This window comes from Aurantimonas sp. HBX-1, assembly GCF_021391535.1.
Lineage (GTDB): Bacteria > Pseudomonadota > Alphaproteobacteria > Rhizobiales > Rhizobiaceae > Aurantimonas.
On sequence record NZ_CP090066.1, the window covers coordinates 87698 to 108407 of the forward strand.

A 20710-nucleotide genomic window follows, 5' to 3' on the forward strand; every position below is an offset into this window, starting at 1 on the left:
CCATGTCCCAGGAGGCGACCCACAGCCCCGTGCCGCTCGACAAGCCGGAACGCCGCGCCGCCGTCTCGGCCGGCTTCATCCGGCGGCACATGCGCGAATACGGCATTCTCATCGCGCTGATCGTCATCATGGCGTTCTTCCAGGTGATGACCGACGGCATCCTCCTGAAGCCGGTCAACCTCACCAACCTGGTGCTGCAGAACAGCTACATCATCATCATGGCGCTGGGCATGCTGCTGGTCATCGTCGCCGGCCATATCGACCTGTCGGTCGGCTCGGTCATGGGCTTCGTCGGGGCGCTCGCCGCGGTGATGATCGTCCAGTGGGACATGAACTACTTCCTCGCCGGCCTCATCTGCCTCGCCGTCGGCGCGGCGATCGGCGCCATGCAGGGCTACTGGGTCGCCTACTGGCGCATCCCGTCCTTCATCGTCACGCTGGCCGGCATGCTGGTCTTCAAGGGACTGACGCTCTGGCTCTTGGCCGGCCAATCGGTCGGGCCGTTCCCGGCCGGCTTCCAGCTGATCTCCTCGGGCTTCCTGCCCGACCTGTTCGGCGGCGAGGACGTCAACCTCCTCTCGCTGTTCCTCGGCGTCCTCGTCGCCGGCACGATGCTGACGCTGGCGCTGCGCTCGCGCCTGCGCAACCGCGCCGGCGGCCACGACGACGAGCCGCTCGGCTTCTTCCTCGCCCGGAACATCATCCTGGCCGGGGCGATCCTCTATCTCTGCTGGCTGCTCGCGACCTTCCGCGGCTTTCCCAACGTCCTGATCGTCATGGCGCTGTTGATCAGCGTCTATTCCTTCGTCACCACCCGGACGACGATCGGCCGGCGCATCTATGCGCTGGGCGGCAACGAGAAGGCGACGCGGCTCTCCGGCATCAACACCGAGCGGCTGACCTTCCTGACCTTCGCCAACATGGGCATGCTGGCGGCGCTGGCGGGCCTGGTCTTCGCCGCCCGGCTCAACACCGCGACGCCGAAGGCCGGGCTCGGCTTCGAGCTCGACGTCATCGCCGCGGTGTTCATCGGCGGCGCCTCGATGTCGGGCGGCGTCGGCACCATCGTCGGCGCGGTGATCGGCGCCTTCATCATGGGCGTGATGAACAACGGCATGTCGATCCTCGGCATCGGCATCGACTACCAGCAGGTGATCAAGGGCCTCGTCCTGCTGCTCGCCGTCATCTTCGACGTCTACAACAAGAACCGCGCCTGACGCGCAGCGGCGGACGGGCAGGGGGAAGAACACCATGACGGCTCGAACAGCGCTCGCCATCGTCGGCGTCGGCAAGATCGCGCGCGACCAGCATCTGCCGTCGATCGCCCGCAACCCGGCCTTCGAGCTGGTGGCGGCGGCGAGCCGCCATGCGCGGGTCGACGGGGTCGAGAACTTCGCGACGGCGGCCGAGATGCTGGATGCGATGCCGGCGATCGAGGCGGTGGCGCTGTGCATGCCGCCGCAGGCAAGGCATGCCGTCGCCGCCGAGGCGCTGCGGCGCGGCAAGCATGTGCTCCTGGAGAAGCCGCCGGGCGCGACGCTGTCGGAGATCGACCACCTCGCGGCCCTCGCCGAGACAAGCGGCGTCAGCCTCTTCGCCACCTGGCATTCGCGCTTCGCCCCCGGCGTCGAGCCGGCGCGCGACTGGCTGGCGGGCAGGACCGTCCAATCGGTGCGGATCGACTGGATGGAGGACGTGCGCCACTGGCATCCCGGCCAGGACTGGATCTGGGAGCCGGGCGGGCTCGGCGTCTTCGATCCCGGCATCAACGCGCTGTCGATCCTGACGCGGATCCTGCCGGAGCCGGTCTGGCTGACCGCGGCGGAACTGTCGTTTCCGGAGAACCGCGCGGCGCCGATCGCGGCGCGCCTCAGCTTCCAGGGCCCCGCCGAGCTCGCGGCCGAGGCGGTGTTCGACTGGCGGCAGACCGGCCCGCAGACCTGGGACATCGTGGTCGAGACCGATGCGGGCAGCCTCGTTCTCTCCGCAGGCGGCGCGAGGCTCGCCATCGACGGTGCGGTGGTGAGCGAGGCGCCGGAGGCCGAGTATGACGGCATCTATGCCCGTTTCGCCGAACTGATCGCAAAGCGCGAATCGGACGTCGACGTCTCCCCGCTCCGGCACGTGGCGGACGCCTTCATGCTGGGACGCCGCACGGTCGTCGAGCCCTTCCACGACCAGCCGGGGGAAGCCGGTTGATGCCGTTCTGCGCCCTCGTCGACTGGGGCACGTCGAGCTTCCGGCTGTGGCTGGTCGATCCGGCAGGTCAGGTGCTGTCCGAGCGCCGCAGCGACGAGGGGATGCTGTCCGCGGGGCCGGACCGCTTCGCGGCGATTCTCGAGGCGCATCTGGATACCATCGCGGCGCCCGCCGACCTGCCGGTGGTCGCCTGCGGTATGGTCGGCGCCCGCCAGGGCTGGGCGGAAGCGCCCTATGTCGACACGCCGGCATCGATGGCGGCGATCGCCGCCAAGGCGCTTCGCGTGCCCGGCCACGCGCGGCCGGTGTATCTACTGCCGGGCGTCGCCCAGCGGCAAGCTGACGCGCCGGACGTCATGCGCGGCGAGGAGACCCAGCTCGTCGGGCTTCCCGCGGGAGAGGGCACTGAGATCGTCTGCCTGCCCGGCACGCACTCGAAATGGGTGACGCTTGCCGACGGCCGCATCGAGCGCTTTGCCACCTTCATCACCGGCGACCTGTTCGCCGCCGCCAGCCGCCACACCATCCTCCGGCACTCGGTCGCCGAACCCGCCGGCCCCTTCGACCCGGAGCGGTTCCGCACAGCCTTCCTGGCCGGGCTGGAGCGGCCGGCGGAACTCGCCAACCGCCTCTTCGCCATCCGCGCCGGCGCGCTGCTCGGCCTCAGGGAAAACGGCGATGGCGGCTCGGCGGTGTCGGGTCTATTGGTGGGTCTCGAATTTGCCGGCGCCAGAAGCCGGCTCGGCCGGATCGAAGGCATGACCCTGGTGGCGAGCGGACCCCTTCTCGAAATCTATCGCATGGCCGCCGAGGCGGCCGGGATCGCGGTCGTGTCGGCGGACGCGGAAGCGGCGGCAAGGGCGGGGCTGCTTGCCTGCGCCCGGGAGATCCTGCCGTGACCGGACCCGTTGTCTGGCCGACCCTGCGGCGCGATCTGGTGGCGATCCTACGGGGCCTGCCGCCGGCCGACTGCGAAAGCATCGTCGCGACGCTGATCGAGGCGGGCTTCGAGGCGATCGAGATCCCGCTGAACTCGCCGGAGCCGTTCCGATCCATCGCGGCCGCCGCGCGCATCGCCCCGCCGGGCCTCCTGATCGGCGCCGGCACGGTGCTCGACACCGAGGCGGTGGACCGGCTGGCCGAAGCCGGCGGCCGGCTGCTGGTCAGTCCGAATGTCGATCCTTCAGTGCTCGCCCGCGCGGCCGGCCACGGCATGGTCACGATGCCGGGCGTGTTCACGCCGACGGAGGCGCTGGCGGCGGCTGCGGCGGGCGCCTCGGCGCTGAAGTTCTTTCCGGCGAGCGTGCTCGGCCCTTCCGGCATCGCGGCGATCCGCGCGGTGCTGCCGGCCGGGCTGCCGGTCGGCGCCGTCGGCGGGGTCTCGGAGGCGGACTTTGCTGCCTACGCGCGGGTCGGCGTCCGGCATTTCGGCCTCGGCTCCTCGCTCTACCGCCCCGGCGACGACGCCCGGACCGTCCGCCAGCGCGCCGACCGCGCCATCACCGCCTATGACGCGGTGCATGGCGGCCGCTCGAGCTGACCGCCCGGCCGGTCGCGCGCATCCGGGCGATCGCGGCGTGACCGGACGCCCGAACGCCTGACCCCGTCCCCCGAAGGAGCCCCGGGTCGCCCGGCGGGTCAGCCGCCTTCGAGGGCGATCAGCTCCTCGATCGACATCGGCTGGAGCTGCACCGATGCCGGGGCAGGGGCCGGAACCGCCTGCTGCACCGCGACGGGGCGTGGCGCCGGGGCCTGGATCTCCGCATAGCCGACGCTGCGCGCCGCCACGCGCGTCGGCGCGCGGTCGTCGGGATTGACGAAGGGCGGGTCGGACAGGCGCCGGGCGTTCTTGCGCTTCTCGTAGAAGGCGTTGCCGCCGGCGACGATGTGGTAGTGCATGTTTGTGTAGGGGAAGGTCATGCCGGCGGTGTGGAAGAACATCGCCTTGCGCACCCCCGGATGCCGTTCGCCGCGCAGCACGCGGGTCGCCATCTTCGAGGCGAGCTCCTTGCCCTTCCCCATGGGCTTGGAGAGGACGCCGGGCGCGAACTGTTTCTTCTGGCCGACGACGCCGCAGACGGTCTTCGGATAGAGCCCGCTCTCCATGCGGTTCATCACCACGGTGCCGACCGCCAGCATGCCGTCCGGGCTCGAGCGGTTCGATTCGAAATACATCACCCGCGTCATGCACTCGTGCGCCGTCAGCGGCCGCATTCGCGGACCGGACGCACAGGCGCCAAGGCCCATCAGGACGAGCATCAGCAGCGCGTTGCGGCGAAGAATCGTCGGTGTCGGCAGAGCCATCGCGAAGTCTCGGGCATCGAAACGTCCGGGGACGTCAGAGCCGCCGAGCTTGCGCAGCAAAGCTTAATGGGTGGTGCGCCCGGGCCGCAGCCCGGGGGCAATCGCCCGCGATGGTTAAGACTTGACGAAAATGCCGTGCATCCGCCGGTATCAGCTCGTGCCGGCTTCGCGCCTGACGGTCCGCAGCGCACTGCGGGCGGATGTGCCGGAGCCGGTCAGCACGCTGAACGATCCGTCGGTCTCCAGCACCACGGCCAGAACCTTGTCGAGGTCGGCATGGCCCTGGCTGCGCACGGCGGCGAGGATCTCCTCCTCGGTGACCCGCTCCTCCCGCAGCATCGGGCCGATGAAGCGGCCGTCGTGGAACAGCAGCGACGGCTTGGCCTTGATGATCGACTGGAAGCGCTCGGAATGCACCGAGGCGGCCGCCACCGCATATTGCAGGCCGCAGAGCAGCGCGAAGGCGAGCAGGCCTTCGACAAGCGCGACGTCGCTGCTGAGCAGCACTGTCGCCAGCGTCGAGCCGAGCGCCACCGTCACCACCAGGTCGAACGCGTTCATCTTCGACAGCGTCCGCTTGCCGGTGACCCGGAGCAGGGACACCAGCCCCACATAGGCGAGGATGCCGACGACGAAGATCCGCCAGAGATCGTACCAGCTGTCGAAGAACACTGGTCAGCCGGCGTTTTCGGTGAGGCTGTCGCAGCGCACCCACCACTGGTCGGGCAGGGCCACGTCGCGCAGGTTCTGGAGAACGCCCTGGCCGGCCTCGGAGAACTCGATGACGCAGAGCGTGCCGTTCTCGCTGCGCACCGGGGTGATCGAAAGAGTGCGGCAGCCGTCCGGCATCAGCTGGCCGTCGCTGTTGAGGATCTGCTCCAGATCCTGCTGCGTCTGGCACGCCGGAAAGCCCTGGCGCGCGGGTGCGGCGTCCTGCGCCACGGCGGGCGCCGAGATGGCGGCGGCGAATGCAGCGGAAGCGAGGGCGAGGGTGGCGTAGCGAAGCATGGGGGCCTCCAGGTGGTGTGTCCGTCATCCACGCCGCGACGGGCGGGTGGAATCGGCATGGGTCAGGGAACGGTCCTGATGCCAACCGCCCGGGGAGCGCGAAGTTCCCGGGCATATCCCGTCATCGCCGCGAGGTTGGATCGGTACGGATCGCCGACGCGTCGCCGACGGGCCCGGCGCCCGAAGTGGACGATGAAAGCCGGCGCCGGCACGCCCACGAAACCTTGACCGCCGCGAGCCTGCCCGCTATAGACGCGCGAAGATTGTGGGCGTGGCTCGACTGCTGCGCCTGTTTGTGTTCGCCCTATCCGCAACGACTGACAAGAAGACGGTCCGGACCGACGCGTTCGAGAGCCGATCTAACGAACGGAGATAAAATGTTCGCAGTCATCAAGACCGGCGGCAAGCAATATCGTGTTGCTGCCAACGACCAGTTCACCATCGAGCGCCTGCCCGGCGAGGCCGGTGACCTCGTGACGTTCAAGGAAGTCCTGATGGTCGGCTCGACCATCGGCGCGCCGTTCATCGAAGGCGCCTCCGTGACCGCCGAGATCATCGGACAGACCCGCGGCAAGAAGGTCATCTCCTTCAAGAAGCGCCGTCGCCAGAACTCCAAGCGCACCCGCGGCCACCGCCAGGACCTGACGGTCGTGCGCGTCGCCGAGATCCTCACCGACGGCAAGGCGCCGACCAAGACCAAGGCCGACCGGCCGTCGCAGGCCGCCAAGCCGGTTGCCGCGAAGTCGGACGACGAGGCCGTGGCGACCGGATCGGCCGCTCCGCTGTTCACCGCCCCTGGCGGCGACAAGGACAAGCTGACGAAGATCAAGGGTATCGGCCCGGTGGCCGAGAAGCAGCTCAACGAGCAGGGCATCACCACCTATGCCCAGATCGCGGCGCTGACCGACGAAGACGTCGCCCGCATCGACGCCAACATGCCGTTCAGCACGGCGCAGATCGAAGACTGGCGCGGCCAGGCCCAGGAACTGGCGAAGAACTAAGCCCGGGGATCATTCCCTGCGAGCCGTGACAGGCAAGGAGAACAACGATGGCACATAAGAAAGCAGGCGGCTCGTCGCGTAACGGTCGCGATTCGGAGTCCAAGCGCCTCGGCGTGAAGAAGTTCGGCGGCGAAGCCGTGATTCCGGGCAACATCCTGATCCGTCAGCGCGGCACGCGCTGGCATCCGGGCGCCAATGTCGGCATCGGCCGGGATCACACCCTCTTCGCCAAGGCCGAGGGTAACGTAGCGTTCCAGCACAAGGCGAATGGCCGCACCTTCGTGGCCGTCCTGCCGAAAGCCGAAGCAGCCGAGTGACCGGAGCTTCTCAGCGCCGGCGTTCCACCGACCCGGCGCTCTGAAACCTCCGAAAGATCGGAACTCAGGGCTGAAAAAGGGGAGATGGACCGCCATCTCCCCTTTTCGCATGCCGGAGGGCCGATGCGATGACGTCCGAAGAACTGGCGCCTGGCGCCTTCGTCAACGACGACAGGCGGCTGCGCACGACGCGCCTGTCGCTGCGCCGGCTGCGGCCGGACGATGCCGAGCCGATCGCCCGCCAGGCGAACGACCGCGGCGTCGCGCAGATGACGGCGCGCATCCCGCATCCCTACAGCCTGGCCGACGCCCGCGCCTTCGTCGCCGACCCGGGCGACGAGTTCATCCGCGCGGTTGTCCTGGCCACCGACCAGCGGCTGATCGGCGTCGCCGGCCTGAAGCCCCGCCCGGACGGGACCGCCGTCTCGCTCGGCTACTGGTTCGGCCGCGAGCACTGGGGCAAGGGATACGCCACCGAGGTCGTCCAGGCGCTGGTCGACTTCGCCTTCGTCTCCTCCGACATCGCCTGTGTCTGCGCCAGCTGCCGGGTGATCAACGGCGCCTCGCGGCGGGTGCTGGAGAAATGCGGCTTCCAGCTGCGTCGGACCGGCATCCTCGACACGGCTTCGGCAGGCCGCGTCTCGGTGGAGGAGTACCACCTCGACCGCGGCACCTGGACGGCGCTGAAGGCCTGGGGCGGGAAGTGACGGGCCTTCTGTCCCGGCGTGTCGGGTCGGTGCGGCGATGGGTTTTCGCGGCACTCCTGCTGTTGCCGCTGTCCGGCTGCGGTGGCGGGCCGGCGCCGGTTCCCGACGGGTTTTCGCTGGCCGAGTTCTTCGACGGGCAGTCCGTCTCGCAGGGCACGGTCCGGACGGCGCTGGTCTTCGGCGAGGCCTTCACCGCCAGCTTCCAGGGACGGCGAGAGGCCGATCGCCTGTGGCTGGACGAGCGGTTCGTCTTCGACGACGGCGAGCGGCTGCAGCGCTGGGAACTGTCGCGCAGCCGGGCCGGCATCTACAGCGGCACGGTGGCGACCGAAGACGGCGACGGCAAGCTCGCACCGCCTGTCCCGGTGACCGGCTGGGCGACGGCGGACGGGGCGGCGCTCACCTATGACGGGTTCGCTCCCGGCGGCGGCGACACGCTGCTGAACTTCCGGCACGTGATGACCGGCAACGGCGACGGCACGCTCGCCAACCATGTCACGATCTCGAAGTTCGGGATCCCGATCGCCACCTCCGAGGTGACGTTCGCCAAGACCGAGGCCGACCTCCCGCCGGGCTGATCCCGGCGTTTTCAATCGATCCCCTTGCGGTTATGAAGGCGACACGCCGCTCACGACCGCCGCGCAGCGAAAGAGCCACCCGATGAAGTTCCTCGACCAGGCCAAGGTCTACATCCGCTCCGGCGACGGCGGTGCCGGCTCGGTCTCGTTCCGGCGCGAGAAGTTCATCGAGTTCGGCGGCCCGGACGGCGGCGACGGCGGGCGCGGCGGCGACATCTACATCGAGGCGGTCGCCGGGCTGAACACCCTGATCGACTATCGGTACCAGCAGCATTTCAAGGCCAAGACCGGCGGCCATGGCATGGGCCGCAACCGCCACGGCGCCAAGGGCAGCGACGTGACGCTGAAGGTGCCGGCCGGCACCCAGGTCTTCGCCGACGACAACGAGACGCTGATCTGCGACCTGTCGACGGTCGGCGAGCGCCATCGCCTCGCCGCCGGCGGCAATGGCGGCTTCGGCAACGCCTATTTCAAGACCTCGGTGAACCAGGCGCCGCGCCGCGCCAATCCGGGGCTGGAAGGCGAGGAGCTGACGATCTGGCTGCGGCTGAAGCTGATCGCCGACGCCGGCCTCGTCGGCCTGCCGAATGCCGGCAAGTCGACCTTCCTCGCCACCGTCACGCGGGCCCGGCCGAAGATCGCCGACTATCCGTTCACCACGCTGCATCCCGGCCTCGGCGTCGCCAAGATCGACGACACCGAGTTCGTCATTGCCGACATTCCCGGCCTGATCGAGGGCGCCCATGAGGGCGTCGGGATCGGCGACCGCTTCCTCGGCCATGTCGAGCGCACCAGCGTGCTGCTGCACCTCGTCTCGGCGACCGAGGAAGACGTCGCGGGCTCCTACGTCACCGTGCGGCGCGAGCTGGCGGCCTACGACCACGGGCTCGCCGAGAAGCCCGAGATCGTCGCGCTCTCCAAGGTGGACACGCTGACCGACGAGGCGCGCGAGGAGAAGATGGCGGCGCTGCAGGCGGTCGCCGAGGGGCCGGTGCTGGCGCTCTCGGCGGTCACGCGAGAGGGCATGACCGAGGCGCTCCGGTCGCTGCGCCGCGAGATCTCGGGCCTCACCTCGGACGGCTCGCTGCCTGAGCCCGACCGCTTCGCCGTCGGCCACGAGGGGAGCGCGGAGGAATGAGCGATCTGCTCGCCGGGTATCGCCGGGTCGTCGTCAAGATCGGCTCCTCGCTGCTCGTCGATCCGGTCCGGGGCCTGAAGCGCACCTGGCTGGAATCGCTGGGGGAGGACATCGCGCGCCTTGCCGCCGACGGGCGGCAGATCCTCGTCGTGTCCTCCGGCGCCATCGCGCTCGGGCGCCAGATCCTGGCGATGCCGCGGGGGCCGCTGAAGCTCGAGGAGAGCCAGGCCGCCGCGGCGGTCGGCCAGATCGCGCTGTCGCGCACCTATTCGGAGATCCTCGGGCGGCACGGCATCGAGACCGGCCAGATCCTGCTGACGCTCGGCGACACCGAGCAGCGCCGCCGCTATCTCAACGCCCGCGAGACGATCAACACACTGGTCGGCTTCGGCGCCGTGCCGGTGATCAACGAGAACGACACCGTCGCCACCTCCGAGATCCGCTACGGCGACAACGACCGGCTGGCGGCGCGCGTCGCAGCGATGATCGACGCCGACCTGCTGGTGCTCCTGTCGGACGTCGACGGGCTCTACACGGCGCCGCCTCTGCAGAACCCGGACGCGGCGCACATCCCGCTGGTCGAGGCGATCACGCCGGAGATCGAGGCGATGGCCGGCTCCGCCGGCTCGGAACTGTCGCGCGGCGGCATGAAGACCAAGATCGACGCGGCGCGCATCGCCACCGGCGCCGGCGCGGCGATGATCATCACCGCCGGCAACCGGCTCTACCCGCTCGGCGCCATCGAGCGCGGCGAGCGGGCGACGCTGTTCCGGCCGCTGATCAACCCGGTGACGGCGCGCAAGCGCTGGATCGCCGGCCATCTCAACGCCACCGGCCGCCTCGTCGTCGACGACGGCGCCGTCCGGGCGCTGCGGTCCGGCAAGAGCCTGCTGCCGGCCGGGGTGAGGTCGGTAGAGGGCGCGTTCCGGCGCGGCGACACGATCACCGTCTTCGATGCCGGCGGGCACGAGGTGGCGCGCGGCCTCGTCGCCTACGACGCCGAGGACGCCAGGCGCATCGCCGGGCTGCGCTCGGGCGATGTCGCCGCGGTGCTCGGCTACGAGGGGCGCAGCGCGATGATCCATCGCGACGATCTGGTGATGGAGCCGTCGGCCGAACAGCCGGCGGTGCTTACCACGCCATGAGCGCGCAGCAGGCAGGAGAGATGACCATGCTCGACCAGGTCGAAACCACGGACGTCGCCGCGCTGATGCGGGACATCGGCGTGCGGGCGCGCGCCGCCGCGCGGCAGCTGGCGCTGGCGCCGACCGCCGCCAAGGATGGCGCGCTGGCGGCGATGGCCGCCGCCATCCTCGAAGCACAGCCGGCAATCCTCGCGGCGAATGCCGCCGATCTGGAGAAGGCGAACGCCGCCGGCATGGCCCCCGCCCTGATCGACCGGCTGACGCTCGATGCCGGGCGCATCGCGGCGATGGCCGAGGGGCTGCGCGTCGTCGCGTCGCTGCCCGATCCGGTCGGCGCCCGCATCGACGCCTGGACGCGGCCGAACGGCATCGAGATCGAGCGCGTCCGCACGCCGCTCGGCGTCGTCGGCGTCATCTACGAGAGCCGGCCCAACGTCACCGCCGACGCCGGGGCGCTGTGCCTGAAATCCGGCAACGCGGTGATCCTGCGCGGCGGCTCGGACTCGGTGCGCTCCTCGGCGGCGATCCATGCGGCCCTCGTGGCGGGGCTTGCCAAAGCCGGCCTGCCCGAGGATGCGATCCAGATCGTGCCCTCGACCGACCGGGCGGCGGTCGGCGAGATGCTGAAGGGCCTCGGCGGCAATCTCGACGTCATCGTGCCGCGCGGCGGGCGCTCGCTGGTGGCTCGCGTCCAGGACGAGGCGCGGGTGCCGGTCTTCGCGCATCTGGAAGGCCTCTGCCACGTCTATGTCGACCGCGCCGCGGAACTCGGCATGGCAGTCGACATCGTCGTCAACTCGAAGATGCGCCGGACCGGCATCTGCGGCGCGGCCGAAACGCTGCTGGTCGACCGCCGGGCGGCGAACACGCATCTCCTGCCGATCCTCGAGGCGCTGCGGGTCGCCGGTTGCGAGATCCGCGCAACGGAGGAGGTGCGCGAGCGCTATCCCACCGCCGAGCCCGCCAGCGACGCCGATTTCGACACCGAATATCTCGACGCGATCATCTCGGTGGCGCTGGTCGACGGGGTGGAGGGCGCCATCGCCCATGTCGAGGCGCATTCCTCGCATCATACCGAGGCGATCGTCACCGACGACATCCGGGCGGCCGACGCGTTCTTCGCCGGCATCGATTCAGCCATCCTCTTGCACAACGCCTCGACGCAGTTCGCCGACGGCGGCGAATTCGGCATGGGCGCCGAGATCGGCATCGCCACCGGCAAGATGCATGCGCGCGGCCCGGTGGGCGTCGAGCAGCTGACCAGCTTCAACTACCGCGTCCGCGGGTCCGGCCAGACCCGCCCGTGAAGCATCGCGGGAAGGTGGACGCCGGGGCGCACGCCGTCGACCCCGCCGCGCTGGCCATCCCGCATGCCGAGAAGGGCATGCGCATCGGTCTGTTCGGCGGCTCGTTCAATCCGCCGCATGCCGGACACCTCCTGGTGGCGGAGACCGCCCGCCGCCGGCTCGGCCTCGACCGCATCTGGTGGATCGTCACGCCCGGCAACCCGCTGAAGGACCATGGTCAGCTGCGTCCGCTGGGCGAGCGGCTGGCGGCGGTGCGCCGCCTTGCCGACGGGCCGCACGCGGCGGTGACCGCCTTCGAGGCCGCGCACCGCATCCGCTACAGTGCCGACACGGTGGCCCTGCTGCGGCTGCGGCGGCCCGGTATCCGCTTCGTCTGGATCATGGGCGCCGACAGTCTCGCCTCGTTTCATCGCTGGCAGGACTGGCGCCGGATCGTCGCCATGCTGCCGATCGCCGTCGTCGACCGCCCGGGGGCGAGCCTTGCGTCCCTGTCGGCTCCGATGGCCCGCTACCTGGAAGGCTACCGCCTGGCCGAGCGCGACGCCGCGGCGCTGCCGTTCCGCGATCCGCCCGCCTGGGTGTTCCTGCACGGCCCCCGTTCGCCGGTCTCCTCGACGCTGATCCGCAAGGCTTCCGGCGGCGCGTCTTGAAACAGACACGGAACACTGCCTACATTGATAATTGCTGTACGGCCCCTGCCGTACCGCCCGTCCGAGGAAAGGGACAACGACACTGCGACCTGCGGCTGAAGCGAAGGACGTCTTCACGACCACTCCTTCCGATGCGCCCGCCACCGACATATCGGTCGGTCGGAACGCTCTCGACCTCGTCATGACGAGCCTTGAAGACTCGAAGGGCGAGCAAATTGTCTCCATCGACATGCGGGGCAAATCGGCCCTTGCCGACCACATGGTCATCGTCTCCGGACGGTCGCACCGCCATGTGACGGCCGTGGCCGATCACCTTCTGCGCGACCTGAAGGAACACGGCTTCGGGATGGCGAAGGTGGAAGGCCTGGCAAACGGCGACTGGGTGCTGATCGATACGGGCGACATCATCGTCCATGTCTTCCGCCCCGAAGTCCGCAGCTTCTACAATATCGAGAAGATGTGGTCGGTCGGGGACAGCGGAGACGCGACGGTCCACTGACCGTCGCTCGATTGCCTGAGGCAGGGCTTCGGCCGGAAAGGCACGGCCGATGCGCCTGACGATCGCGGCCATCGGCCGGATGAAGGCCGGGCCGGAGCGCGAGCTCGCGGACCGGTATCTCGACCGGCTGAAGAAGGCCGGCCCGCCGCTCGGTCTCGACTACCAGGGTCTTTTCGAACATCCGGAGTCGCGGCTTGCGACGACGCCCGAGCGCAAGCGCGACGAGGCCCAGCGCCTCGCCGCATCGCTGCCGGAAGGCGCCGTCCGCATCGTCCTCGACGAGACCGGCCGGCTCATGACGTCGCAGGATTTCGCCGACGCGATCGCCGGCTTCCGCGATGGGGGCCGGCGCGACCTCGGCCTGCTCGTCGGCGGCCCGGACGGGCACGACGAATCACTGCGGGGCGGCGCTGACCTCGTCCTGTCGCTCGGACGCATGACATTTCCGCATCAGCTCGCCCGCATTCTGCTCGCCGAGCAGCTGTACCGCGCGGTCACCATTCTCGCCGGCCATCCCTATCACCGGTCTTGATCGCGCCGGCTGCGCGGCGTCTCATGCGGCGGGCCTCTTCGTCCTGTCGCCGCCGTGCACCGCATCGTTGGTTGATCGGATGTTAACGGCCTGATTCTATCGTCGCGGTTCGCGTCCGGCGGGTTTGAAACGGGATTGGTCTTGATGGCACGGCAGTGGGTGGCAGGCAGGCGAGGGAGGTGGCGGCGCAACGGCGTCGCCCTGCTCGCTCTTGTCGGCGTGCTGCTGGCGCCGCTGCCTGGCCGGGCGCTGCCGGAAGCCGGCGACGCCGCCGCCCGCCCGGCCGCTGGCGTCGATCCGATCCGCGTCGGCGCGCTCGAACCGTCCCGCTCTGCGGTACTGGCGCAGGAGCGGCGCAAGACCGCCGAAAACCTTGCCGCGGTGTCGCGCCGCATCGCGCTGTCGGAAGAAACCATCCGCTCCCTCGATTCCGAGATCGCCGCCCTCTCCGAGGATCGCGAGAAGATCCGCGCGGCGATGACCGAAGCGGCCGAGGCGCAGAAGCGGGCCAGCCGGCAGCTGGATGCGACCGAAGGCCGAATCGACGCGCTGGCGGTGCAGGAAGCGACGATCAAGGCGTCGCTGCGCGAGCGCCGGGGCGTCCTCGCCGAGGTGCTGGGCGCGCTGGAGCGCATGGGCCGCAAGCCGCCGCCGGCACTGCTGGTGAAGCCGCAGGACGCGCTGGGCTCGGTGCGCAGCGCCATCCTGCTCGGCGCCGTCGTGCCGGCCATTCGCGGCGAGACCGAGATCCTGATCGCCGATCTTCAGGAACTGGCCGAGGTGCGCGTCTCCATCGCCGCCGAGACGGCGCGCTTTGCCGGCGAGCTGACCCGCTACAAGGAGGAGGAGACCCGCCTCGCCAAGCTGTCGGCGGAGAAGCAGCGGCTGGAGGCGCAGAATCGCGACCGCCGCGCCGCGGAAGCCGCGCGCGCTGCCGAACTGGCCTCCGAGGCGACCGACCTCGAGGGGCTGATCGCCTCACTGGAATCCGATCTCGAACGCGTCCGTGCCGCCGAAGAGGCCGCCCGGGTCGCCGAGCTCGAACGCCGCGAGGCCGAGCGCCAGGCCGAACTGCAGCGGCGGGAGGCGGCTCGGCTCGAGGCCCAGCGCCTTGCCGCCGAGGCGGAAGCCACCAGGCTGGCGGCGCTCGAGGCCGAGCGCCGCGCCGCGGAGGCGGAAGCGACCCGCCTGGCAGCGATGCAGGATGCCGCCCAGCAGCGCGCCGCCGAGGCGGCACCACCGGCGGAGCCGCCGGTCGCCGACTCGCTGGTTGCCGACGTGCCGGCGGCACCCCCCGCGGAGGCGCCCGACGCCGTCGCCGAGGTGCCGGAGCCGGCCGTTGCCGATGCAGCCGAAGAGGTGCAGGTCGCCGCGCTCGAGCCGTCGGACCTGCCCTCCGCCGGCAGCACGCCCGCCTACGATATCGCGTCAATTCGCCGTGACCTGGCGCGGCTGGAGCCGGCCGCCGCATTTTCGACAATGAAAGGCCGATTGTCGTTGCCCGTGGCAGGCAAGCTGCTGATTGGATTTGGTGATCGCGATGATATCGGCCGGGAGACCACCGGCGCCTCGTTCGGGGCGCGCCCCGGCGACGTGGTCACGTCACCCGCCGACGCGAGGGTACTCTACTCGGGACCGTTCCGGTCCTATGGTCAACTCTTGATCCTCGACGCCGGCGACGGCTATCATGTGGTGCTGGCCGGCATGGACCGCATCGACGTCGAGAGCGGGCAGTTCGTGTCGGCGGGAGAGCCGGTCGCCTCGATGGGCGCCAAGCGTCTCGCCAGCGTGGCGGTGGCGGAGTTCGGTGCAAGCGAGCCCGCACTCTATGTCGAGTTTCGCAAAGACGGGAAACCGGTCGATCCATCACCGTGGTGGATGGACGAACCCTCTGGAAGGACGAAGAATGATTCGTAAGCTTTCGATACTCTTCGCCGGCGCGTTGATGGGGGCGACGGCGATGACCGTTGTGACCCAGAACGCTGGCGTGGCCAATGCCGCGGGGTCTGACACCTACCGCCAGCTTGCGATCTTCGGGGACGTCTTCGAGCGGGTTCGCGCCCAGTATGTCGAGGAGCCGGACGACCAGAAGCTGGTCGAGACCGCGATCAACGGCATGCTCACCTCGCTCGACCCGCATTCGAGCTACATGAACGCCAAGGAAGCGGCGGACATGCGCACCGAGACCCGCGGCCAGTTCGGCGGCCTCGGCATCGAGGTCACGATGGAAGAGGAACTGGTCAAGGTGGTCTCGCCCTTCGAGGGCACGCCCGCCGACAAGGCCGGCGTCCTCGCCGGCGACCTGATCGCCGAGATCGACGGCGAGCAGGTGCGTGGCCTGACGCTCGGCGAGGCGGTCGAGAAGATGAAGGGCGACATCGGCACCAGCGTGTCGCTGACCATCATCCGCGAAGGCGCTACCAAGCCGGTCCGGCTGACCGTGACCCGCGACGAGATCAAGGTCCCGTCGGTCCGCCACACGGTCGAGAACGACGTCGGCTACATCAAGCTGCTGAAGTTCAACGAGCAGACAACGATCGGTCTCGAGGAGGCGATCGCCGACATCGAGGAGAAGGTTGGCGAGGACAAGCTGAAGGGCTTCGTGCTCGACCTGCGCCGCAACCCGGGCGGCCTGCTCGACGAGGCGGTGTCGGTGTCGGACGCGTTCCTCGACAATGGCGAGATCGTCTCCACCCGCGGCCGCAACTCGGACGAGACGCGGCGCTACAACGCCCGCTCCGGCGACGAGATCAACGGCAAGCCCCTCGTCGTCCTGGTTAATGGCGGCTCGGCCTCGGCTTCGGAGATCGTCGCCGGCGCGCTGCAGGACCAGCGCCGGGCGACCGTCGTCGGCTCGCGGTCCTTCGGCAAGGGCTCGGTCCAGACGATCATCCCGCTCGGCGCCAACGGCGCGCTGCGGCTGACTACGGCGCTCTACTACACGCCGTCCGGCCGTTCGATCCAGGGCCGCGGCATCGATCCGGACATCGCCGTCGAGCAGCCGCTGCCGCCGGAAATCCGCGAGCAGATGGGCCTCGATCCCGAGGACGAGATGGCGCGGGGCGAATCGTCGCTGCGCGGCCACATCACCGGCAATCTGGAAACCGAGGAAGGCTCCGGCTCGCTCGACTACGTGCCGCCGGAGACGGCCGACGACCTGCAGCTGCAGTACGCGCTCGACCTGCTGCGCGGCGTGAAGACCAACGCCATGTTCCCGCCGAAGCAGGAAGCCAGCGCCGCCAACTGAGCCGGTCGCTGATCGAAACCTACGAAGGCCCGGGCATGGGACCATGCCCGGGCCTTCGTGCGTCAGGGCCCCGGCCCGCGGCCGCCAGCCCCGGCGAGCCCCGTTCCAGCTTGAACGGCTAGACGGGGACATGCGTGGCGAACTCCACCGGCCGCTCGGCCTCGACATCGGCAGCGACAAGCCCCGACGGTCTCCTTCTGTCGCGACTGTCGCGGGGCTGGCCGTGGCGGCCGTCCTGGTCGCCGGCTCGCTCGCCACGGCCCTCGTCGGGCAGCCGACCCGCCGCACCGTCGACATGCTGGCCGAAGCCCCGGCCCCCCAGCCGGTCGCCGTCGTCGCCGCGCCCCAGAAGGTGGCGGCCAGTCCCCTCCCGACGATCATCCGGCCGCCGGCCGAGCCCGTCGCCGGCGGCGTCGGGTTCCGCATCGAGGAACCGATGGAGTGGCGGCAGCCTCCGGGCACGGCGCATCTGCCCGACGCCGCGCTGATCGAGGACAGCGAATTCGGTCCGCTGCCGATCCGCGGCCCGGACGGGCGCCGCCCCTTCGACGTCTATGCCGGCGCCTCGCGCGGCCTGCCCGGAACCCGCATCGCCATCGTCGTCGGCGGGCTCGGTATCAGCCAGACCGGCACGATGAACGCCATCGAGAAACTGCCAGCCGGCGTCACCTTCGGCTTCTCGCCCGCCGGCAACAGCCTCGACCGCTGGATGCAGGAGGCGCGCCGCGCCGGCCACGAGCTGGTGCTGCAGGTGCCGCTGGAGCCGGTGGGCTACCCTGAGATCGACCCGGGCCCGGACACGCTGACCGTGGCCGATGCGGCGGCGAACCGGTTCGAGGCGCTGCATGCGACGCTCGCGACCCTGACCAACTATGTCGGGGTGATGAGTTACATGGGCGGTCGCTTCACCGGGGAGGCGACGGCGATCGAGCCGCTGGTCGCCGAGCTCGGCCGGCGCGGCCTGATGTTCCTCGACGACGCCTCGTCGCCGCGCTCGCTGGCGAAGGACACTGCCGCCTTGCAGGGCGTGCCCTTCGCGGCCGCCGATCTTACTATCGACCGGACCCAGGATCCCGCCGACATCCGCCGGCAGCTCGACATGCTCGAGCAAATCGCCCGGGCGGAAGGCACGGCCGTCGGCGTCGCCTCGGCCTTCGACGTGTCGATCGCCACGATCGCCGCGTGGATCGGCGAGGTGCAGGGGCGCGGCGTCGAGATCGTGCCGGTATCGGCGCTGGCCAACGACCCCGAGGGTCGGTAGGCCGCCATCGGCTGCCGGGCCCGCCCGCCCTTGTCCGACGCCCTGGCCGCCCGATAACAGGCGCAGGCGCTTCTTCGGGAAGCATGATCCGCATTTCTGCAAGGCTGCCGCCGTTCCCGGCGGCGGGACGGGGCAGCATGAAACCGATCGACTACGAGAATCTGCCCTATCGCCGCTGCGTCGGCATCATGGTGCTGAACCGGCAGGGCGAGGTCTGGGTCGGCCGCCGGATGGTCGAGGACCAGGGCGAGATGACCGGCGCGGTGCAGCTCTGGCAGATGCCGCAGGGCGGCATCGACGCGGACGAGGACCCGCTCGCCGCGGCGCGCCGGGAGCTCTACGAGGAGACCGGCATGCGCTCCGTCACGCTGCTCCAGGAGGCGCCGGACTGGATCGACTACGACCTGCCGCCGGAACTGGTCGGGATCGCGCTGAAGGGCCGCTATTGCGGCCAGACGCAGCGCTGGTTCGCCTTCCGCTTCGAGGGCGACGAGAGCGAGATCGCCATCGCCCCGCCACCCGGCGGCCATGCCGCCGAGTTCGACGACTGGGCGTGGAAGCCGATGGACGAACTGGTCGATCTGATCGTGCCGTTCAAGCGAAAGGTCTACGAGCAGGTGGTGGCGACGTTCCGGCACCTGGCTGGCTAGGCGAGGCGGCGACTGCCGCCGGTTGCCGCAGGGCGCCCGCCGCAGTCGAACAACGCCAGATACGAAAAAGCCGGCGCGAGGCCGGCTTTCCTGCAAGCAATGAAGGGGCCGGTCAGACGCCGACGGCGGCGCGTGCCTCGCGCAGCTGGGCGAGCGCCAGCTGGGCCTTGGAGCGGGCGACGTCGTCCGTGGCGTCGGCGACGTCTTCCTCGGCATCCTTGATCTGCTGGTCGAGCGCGGCGGGGTCGAGATCCTCCACCAGCGTCGCGCGTTCCGCGAGCAGCGTGAAGCCGCCCTCGCTGACATCGGCGAAGCCGCCGACCACGAAGATCTTCGTCTCGGTCCCGGCGTCGGTCGTTACCACGACGACGCCCGGCTTCAGCGTCGTCATGAACGGCGCATGCTTGGCCATGACGGTGAAATAGCCTTCCGTGCCGGGCACGTTGACCGCCGTCACCGCTTCGGAAAGCAGCAGGCGCTCGGGGGAGACGAGGTCGAACTGGAAGCTGTCAGCCATCGGTCGCTTGCCTGTTGAGGGCGGCCTCGAAGTCGAGGATCGCCTTTTCGAACTGGTCGCGGCAGCCGGGATTGCAGAACCCCACCACCGCGCCCTTGTAGAGGGTCAGCGACCCGTCCGCGATCGGCTTTCCCGACCACGGACAGGTCTCGTTGATCGCATCCGCCAGACGGAGGACGCGCTCGCCGGCCATGCTTACGCGGCTTCGGCGGCCAGGCGCTGTGCCTTCTCGACGGCCATCTCGATGGAGCCGACCATGTAGAAGGCGGCTTCCGGCAGATGGTCGTACTCGCCGTTGACCAGGCCCTTGAAGGACTTGATCGTGTCTTCCAGCGGCACCAGCTGCCCCGGCGCGCCGGTGAACACCTCGGCGACGAAGAACGGCTGCGACAGGAAGCGCTCGATCTTGCGGGCGCGCGCGACGGTGAGCTTGTCCTCTTCCGACAGCTCGTCCATGCCCAGGATGGCGATGATGTCCTGCAGCGACTTGTACTTCTGCAGCACCACCTGCACCTGGCGGGCCACCTCGTAGTGCTCCTCGCCGATCAGCATCGGCGACAGCATGCGCGAGGTGGAGTCGAGCGGATCGACGGCCGGGTAGATGCCCTTTTCGGAGATTGCGCGGTTGAGCACGGTCGTCGCGTCCAGATGGGCGAAGGAGGTCGCCGGCGCCGGGTCGGTCAGATCGTCGGCAGGCACGTAGATGGCCTGCACCGAGGTGATCGAACCCTTGTGCGTCGTGGTGATGCGCTCCTGCATCTGGCCCATGTCGGTGGCGAGCGTCGGCTGGTAGCCCACCGCCGAGGGGATGCGGCCGAGCAGCGCCGACACTTCCGAGCCGGCCTGGGTGAAGCGGAAGATGTTGTCGACGAAGAACAAGACGTCCTGGCCCTGGTCGCGGAAATGCTCCGCGATGGTGAGGCCGGTCAGCGCGACGCGGGCGCGGGCGCCGGGGGGCTCGTTCATCTGGCCGTAGACCAGCGCGGCCTTGGAGCCTTCGGCCGAGCCGTTGTTCTCGTGCGGGTCCTTGTTCACGCCGGACTCGATCATCTCGTGGTAGAGATCGTTGCCCTCGCGGGTGCGCTCGCCGACGCCGGCGAACACCGAGTAGCCGCCATGGGCCTTCGCGACGTTGTTGATGAGTTCCTGGATCAGCACGGTCTTGCCGACGCCGGCACCGCCGAACAGGCCGATCTTGCCGCCGCGGGCATAGGGTGCGAGCAGGTCGATGACCTTGATGCCGGTGACCAGGATCTGGCTCTCCGGCGACTGGTCGATATAGGCGGGCGCCGGCTGGTGGATGCCGCGCTTCATCTCGTACTGGATCGGGCCGACCTCGTCGATCGGCTCGCCGATGACGTTCATGATGCGGCCGAGCGTGCCGTCGCCGACCGGCACCTGGATCGGGCTGCCGGTATCCTTGACCGGCAGGCCGCGCACCAGGCCCTCGGTCAGGTCCATGGCGATGGTGCGGACGGTGTTCTCGCCGAGGTGCTGGGCAACCTCGAGCACCAGGCGCATGCCGTTGTTGTCGCACTCGAGTGCGTTCAGGATCGCCGGCAGCGGCCCGTCGAAATGGACGTCGACGACGGCGCCGATGACCTGAGCGACGCGGCCGGTCGCACCGGCAGTGTTTTCGTTGTCAGCCAT

General features: G+C 69.8%; 24 protein-coding genes. 18 read left to right on the forward strand and 6 right to left on the reverse strand.

The genetic code is table 11. The features are described 5' to 3' along the window. Positions 1-2: 2 nt before the first annotated feature. From mmsB to LXB15_RS00455, 4 genes are read left to right on the forward strand one after another with little or no spacing between them, the layout of a single operon-like run. Positions 3-1217, forward strand: coding sequence for a multiple monosaccharide ABC transporter permease (gene mmsB / locus LXB15_RS00440; protein ID WP_233950348.1), 1215 nt, complete (start codon positions 3-5; stop codon positions 1215-1217). A 34-nt stretch (positions 1218-1251) separates the two neighbouring features. Beyond that, positions 1252-2199, forward strand: coding sequence for a Gfo/Idh/MocA family protein (locus LXB15_RS00445; RefSeq protein ID WP_233950349.1), 948 nt, complete (start codon positions 1252-1254; stop codon positions 2197-2199). Beyond that, entirely contained in the window at positions 2199-3098 is a 900-nt protein-coding gene (locus LXB15_RS00450) for a 2-dehydro-3-deoxygalactonokinase (RefSeq protein ID WP_233950350.1), read from the forward strand. The genes LXB15_RS00445 and LXB15_RS00450 overlap by 1 nt, the downstream gene beginning before the upstream one ends. Next, positions 3095-3739: a 2-dehydro-3-deoxy-6-phosphogalactonate aldolase gene (locus tag LXB15_RS00455; protein WP_233950351.1), complete on the forward strand. Its 645-nt coding sequence runs from the start codon at positions 3095-3097 to the stop codon at positions 3737-3739. Before LXB15_RS00450 ends, LXB15_RS00455 begins: the two co-directional genes overlap by 4 nt. Positions 3740-3837: 98 nt before the next feature. Here the strand turns inward: LXB15_RS00455 and LXB15_RS21030 are convergent, their stop codons facing one another. The 3 genes from LXB15_RS21030 to LXB15_RS00470 all read right to left on the reverse strand — a co-directional run bounded on the left by LXB15_RS21030 (position 3838) and on the right by LXB15_RS00470 (position 5511). Continuing rightward, a complete protein-coding gene (locus LXB15_RS21030) occupies positions 3838-4503 on the reverse strand; it encodes a cell wall hydrolase (protein WP_370640143.1) in 666 nt (221 codons plus the stop codon). A 150-nt stretch (positions 4504-4653) separates the two neighbouring features. Continuing rightward, positions 4654-5175: a DUF421 domain-containing protein gene (locus tag LXB15_RS00465; RefSeq protein ID WP_233950352.1), complete on the reverse strand. Its 522-nt coding sequence runs from the start codon at positions 5173-5175 to the stop codon at positions 4654-4656. Positions 5176-5178: 3 nt separating this feature from the next. Next, a complete protein-coding gene (locus LXB15_RS00470; RefSeq protein ID WP_233950353.1) occupies positions 5179-5511 on the reverse strand; it encodes a hypothetical protein in 333 nt (110 codons plus the stop codon). A 377-nt stretch (positions 5512-5888) separates the two neighbouring features. On the opposite strand from LXB15_RS00470, the gene LXB15_RS00475 reads away from it, so the two are divergent. The 14 genes from LXB15_RS00475 to LXB15_RS00540 all read left to right on the forward strand — a co-directional run bounded on the left by LXB15_RS00475 (position 5889) and on the right by LXB15_RS00540 (position 18543). Next, entirely contained in the window at positions 5889-6512 is a 624-nt protein-coding gene (locus LXB15_RS00475; protein ID WP_233950354.1) for a 50S ribosomal protein L21, read from the forward strand. 47 nt (positions 6513-6559) lie between these two features. Next, positions 6560-6829, forward strand: a complete 270-nt coding sequence (rpmA, locus tag LXB15_RS00480; RefSeq protein ID WP_183208585.1) for a 50S ribosomal protein L27 — start codon at positions 6560-6562, stop codon at positions 6827-6829. Between the two features lie 128 nt (positions 6830-6957). Then, entirely contained in the window at positions 6958-7536 is a 579-nt protein-coding gene (locus LXB15_RS00485) for a GNAT family N-acetyltransferase (protein ID WP_233950355.1), read from the forward strand. 29 nt (positions 7537-7565) lie between these two features. Continuing rightward, entirely contained in the window at positions 7566-8114 is a 549-nt protein-coding gene (locus tag LXB15_RS00490) for a DUF3833 family protein (RefSeq protein ID WP_233950356.1), read from the forward strand. Between the two features lie 82 nt (positions 8115-8196). Continuing rightward, a complete protein-coding gene (obgE, locus tag LXB15_RS00495; RefSeq protein ID WP_233950357.1) occupies positions 8197-9252 on the forward strand; it encodes a GTPase ObgE in 1056 nt (351 codons plus the stop codon). Then, positions 9249-10397 carry a glutamate 5-kinase gene (gene proB, locus LXB15_RS00500; protein ID WP_233950358.1) on the forward strand — a complete coding sequence of 383 codons (1149 nt, stop codon included), beginning with the start codon at positions 9249-9251 and terminating at the stop codon, positions 10395-10397. Before obgE ends, proB begins: the two co-directional genes overlap by 4 nt. A 26-nt stretch (positions 10398-10423) precedes the next feature. Continuing rightward, entirely contained in the window at positions 10424-11704 is a 1281-nt protein-coding gene (locus tag LXB15_RS00505) for a glutamate-5-semialdehyde dehydrogenase (protein ID WP_233950359.1), read from the forward strand. Next, positions 11701-12354 (forward strand): nicotinate-nucleotide adenylyltransferase, encoded by a 654-nt coding sequence (locus LXB15_RS00510; RefSeq protein ID WP_370640144.1) that lies wholly within the window; start codon positions 11701-11703, stop codon positions 12352-12354. The genes LXB15_RS00505 and LXB15_RS00510 overlap by 4 nt, the downstream gene beginning before the upstream one ends. Before the next feature lie 181 nt (positions 12355-12535). Further along, a complete protein-coding gene (gene rsfS / locus LXB15_RS00515; protein ID WP_233950360.1) occupies positions 12536-12853 on the forward strand; it encodes a ribosome silencing factor in 318 nt (105 codons plus the stop codon). Between the two features lie 49 nt (positions 12854-12902). Next, on the forward strand, positions 12903-13385 hold the full coding sequence (rlmH, locus tag LXB15_RS00520; RefSeq protein ID WP_233950361.1) for a 23S rRNA (pseudouridine(1915)-N(3))-methyltransferase RlmH: 483 nt from the start codon (positions 12903-12905) through the stop codon (positions 13383-13385). Between the two features lie 144 nt (positions 13386-13529). Then, on the forward strand, positions 13530-15302 hold the full coding sequence (locus tag LXB15_RS00525; RefSeq protein ID WP_233950362.1) for a murein hydrolase activator EnvC: 1773 nt from the start codon (positions 13530-13532) through the stop codon (positions 15300-15302). After that, entirely contained in the window at positions 15292-16632 is a 1341-nt protein-coding gene (locus LXB15_RS00530) for a S41 family peptidase (RefSeq protein ID WP_233950363.1), read from the forward strand. The genes LXB15_RS00525 and LXB15_RS00530 overlap by 11 nt, the downstream gene beginning before the upstream one ends. Positions 16633-16762: 130 nt before the next feature. Continuing rightward, the gene (locus LXB15_RS00535) at positions 16763-17893 is read left to right on the forward strand and encodes a divergent polysaccharide deacetylase family protein (protein ID WP_233950364.1); all 1131 of its coding nucleotides are present in this window, start codon (positions 16763-16765) and stop codon (positions 17891-17893) included. A 137-nt stretch (positions 17894-18030) separates the two neighbouring features. Further along, the gene (locus LXB15_RS00540; protein WP_233950365.1) at positions 18031-18543 is read left to right on the forward strand and encodes an RNA pyrophosphohydrolase; all 513 of its coding nucleotides are present in this window, start codon (positions 18031-18033) and stop codon (positions 18541-18543) included. A gap of 112 nt (positions 18544-18655) precedes the next feature. On the opposite strand, the gene LXB15_RS00545 is transcribed toward LXB15_RS00540, so the two are convergent. The 3 genes from LXB15_RS00545 to atpD are packed head-to-tail and all read right to left on the reverse strand — an operon-like array spanning position 18656 to position 20710. Next, complete coding sequence (locus LXB15_RS00545) at positions 18656-19060, reverse strand: F0F1 ATP synthase subunit epsilon (RefSeq protein WP_233950366.1); 405 nt, start codon at positions 19058-19060, stop codon at positions 18656-18658. Continuing rightward, positions 19053-19253 carry a glutathione S-transferase gene (locus LXB15_RS00550; protein ID WP_233950367.1) on the reverse strand — a complete coding sequence of 67 codons (201 nt, stop codon included), beginning with the start codon at positions 19251-19253 and terminating at the stop codon, positions 19053-19055. Before LXB15_RS00550 ends, LXB15_RS00545 begins: the two co-directional genes overlap by 8 nt. Before the next feature lie 2 nt (positions 19254-19255). Then, positions 19256-20710 carry a F0F1 ATP synthase subunit beta gene (atpD, locus tag LXB15_RS00555; RefSeq protein WP_233950368.1) on the reverse strand — a complete coding sequence of 485 codons (1455 nt, stop codon included), beginning with the start codon at positions 20708-20710 and terminating at the stop codon, positions 19256-19258.

Excerpts from the sequence above, each read along its gene's own strand:
- mmsB (WP_233950348.1), top strand. The coding sequence starts at position 3 with ATGTCCCAGGAGGCGACCCACAGCCCCGTGCCGCTCGACAAGCCGGAA.
- LXB15_RS00445 (WP_233950349.1), top strand. The coding sequence starts at position 1,252 with ATGACGGCTCGAACAGCGCTCGCCATCGTCGGCGTCGGCAAGATCGCG.
- LXB15_RS00450 (WP_233950350.1), top strand. The coding sequence starts at position 2,199 with ATGCCGTTCTGCGCCCTCGTCGACTGGGGCACGTCGAGCTTCCGGCTG.
- LXB15_RS21030 (WP_370640143.1), bottom strand. The coding sequence starts at position 4,503 with ATGGCTCTGCCGACACCGACGATTCTTCGCCGCAACGCGCTGCTGATG.
- LXB15_RS00470 (WP_233950353.1), bottom strand. The coding sequence starts at position 5,511 with ATGCTTCGCTACGCCACCCTCGCCCTCGCTTCCGCTGCATTCGCCGCC.
- LXB15_RS00475 (WP_233950354.1), top strand. The coding sequence starts at position 5,889 with ATGTTCGCAGTCATCAAGACCGGCGGCAAGCAATATCGTGTTGCTGCC.
- rpmA (WP_183208585.1), top strand. The coding sequence starts at position 6,560 with ATGGCACATAAGAAAGCAGGCGGCTCGTCGCGTAACGGTCGCGATTCG.
- LXB15_RS00485 (WP_233950355.1), top strand. The coding sequence starts at position 6,958 with ATGACGTCCGAAGAACTGGCGCCTGGCGCCTTCGTCAACGACGACAGG.
- obgE (WP_233950357.1), top strand. The coding sequence starts at position 8,197 with ATGAAGTTCCTCGACCAGGCCAAGGTCTACATCCGCTCCGGCGACGGC.
- proB (WP_233950358.1), top strand. The coding sequence starts at position 9,249 with ATGAGCGATCTGCTCGCCGGGTATCGCCGGGTCGTCGTCAAGATCGGC.
- LXB15_RS00505 (WP_233950359.1), top strand. The coding sequence starts at position 10,424 with ATGCTCGACCAGGTCGAAACCACGGACGTCGCCGCGCTGATGCGGGAC.
- rsfS (WP_233950360.1), top strand. The coding sequence starts at position 12,536 with ATGACGAGCCTTGAAGACTCGAAGGGCGAGCAAATTGTCTCCATCGAC.
- rlmH (WP_233950361.1), top strand. The coding sequence starts at position 12,903 with ATGCGCCTGACGATCGCGGCCATCGGCCGGATGAAGGCCGGGCCGGAG.
- LXB15_RS00525 (WP_233950362.1), top strand. The coding sequence starts at position 13,530 with ATGGCACGGCAGTGGGTGGCAGGCAGGCGAGGGAGGTGGCGGCGCAAC.
- LXB15_RS00530 (WP_233950363.1), top strand. The coding sequence starts at position 15,292 with ATGATTCGTAAGCTTTCGATACTCTTCGCCGGCGCGTTGATGGGGGCG.
- LXB15_RS00535 (WP_233950364.1), top strand. The coding sequence starts at position 16,763 with ATGCGTGGCGAACTCCACCGGCCGCTCGGCCTCGACATCGGCAGCGAC.
- LXB15_RS00540 (WP_233950365.1), top strand. The coding sequence starts at position 18,031 with ATGAAACCGATCGACTACGAGAATCTGCCCTATCGCCGCTGCGTCGGC.
- LXB15_RS00545 (WP_233950366.1), bottom strand. The coding sequence starts at position 19,060 with ATGGCTGACAGCTTCCAGTTCGACCTCGTCTCCCCCGAGCGCCTGCTG.
- LXB15_RS00550 (WP_233950367.1), bottom strand. The coding sequence starts at position 19,253 with ATGGCCGGCGAGCGCGTCCTCCGTCTGGCGGATGCGATCAACGAGACC.
- atpD (WP_233950368.1), bottom strand. The coding sequence starts at position 20,710 with ATGGCTGACAACGAAAACACTGCCGGTGCGACCGGCCGCGTCGCTCAG.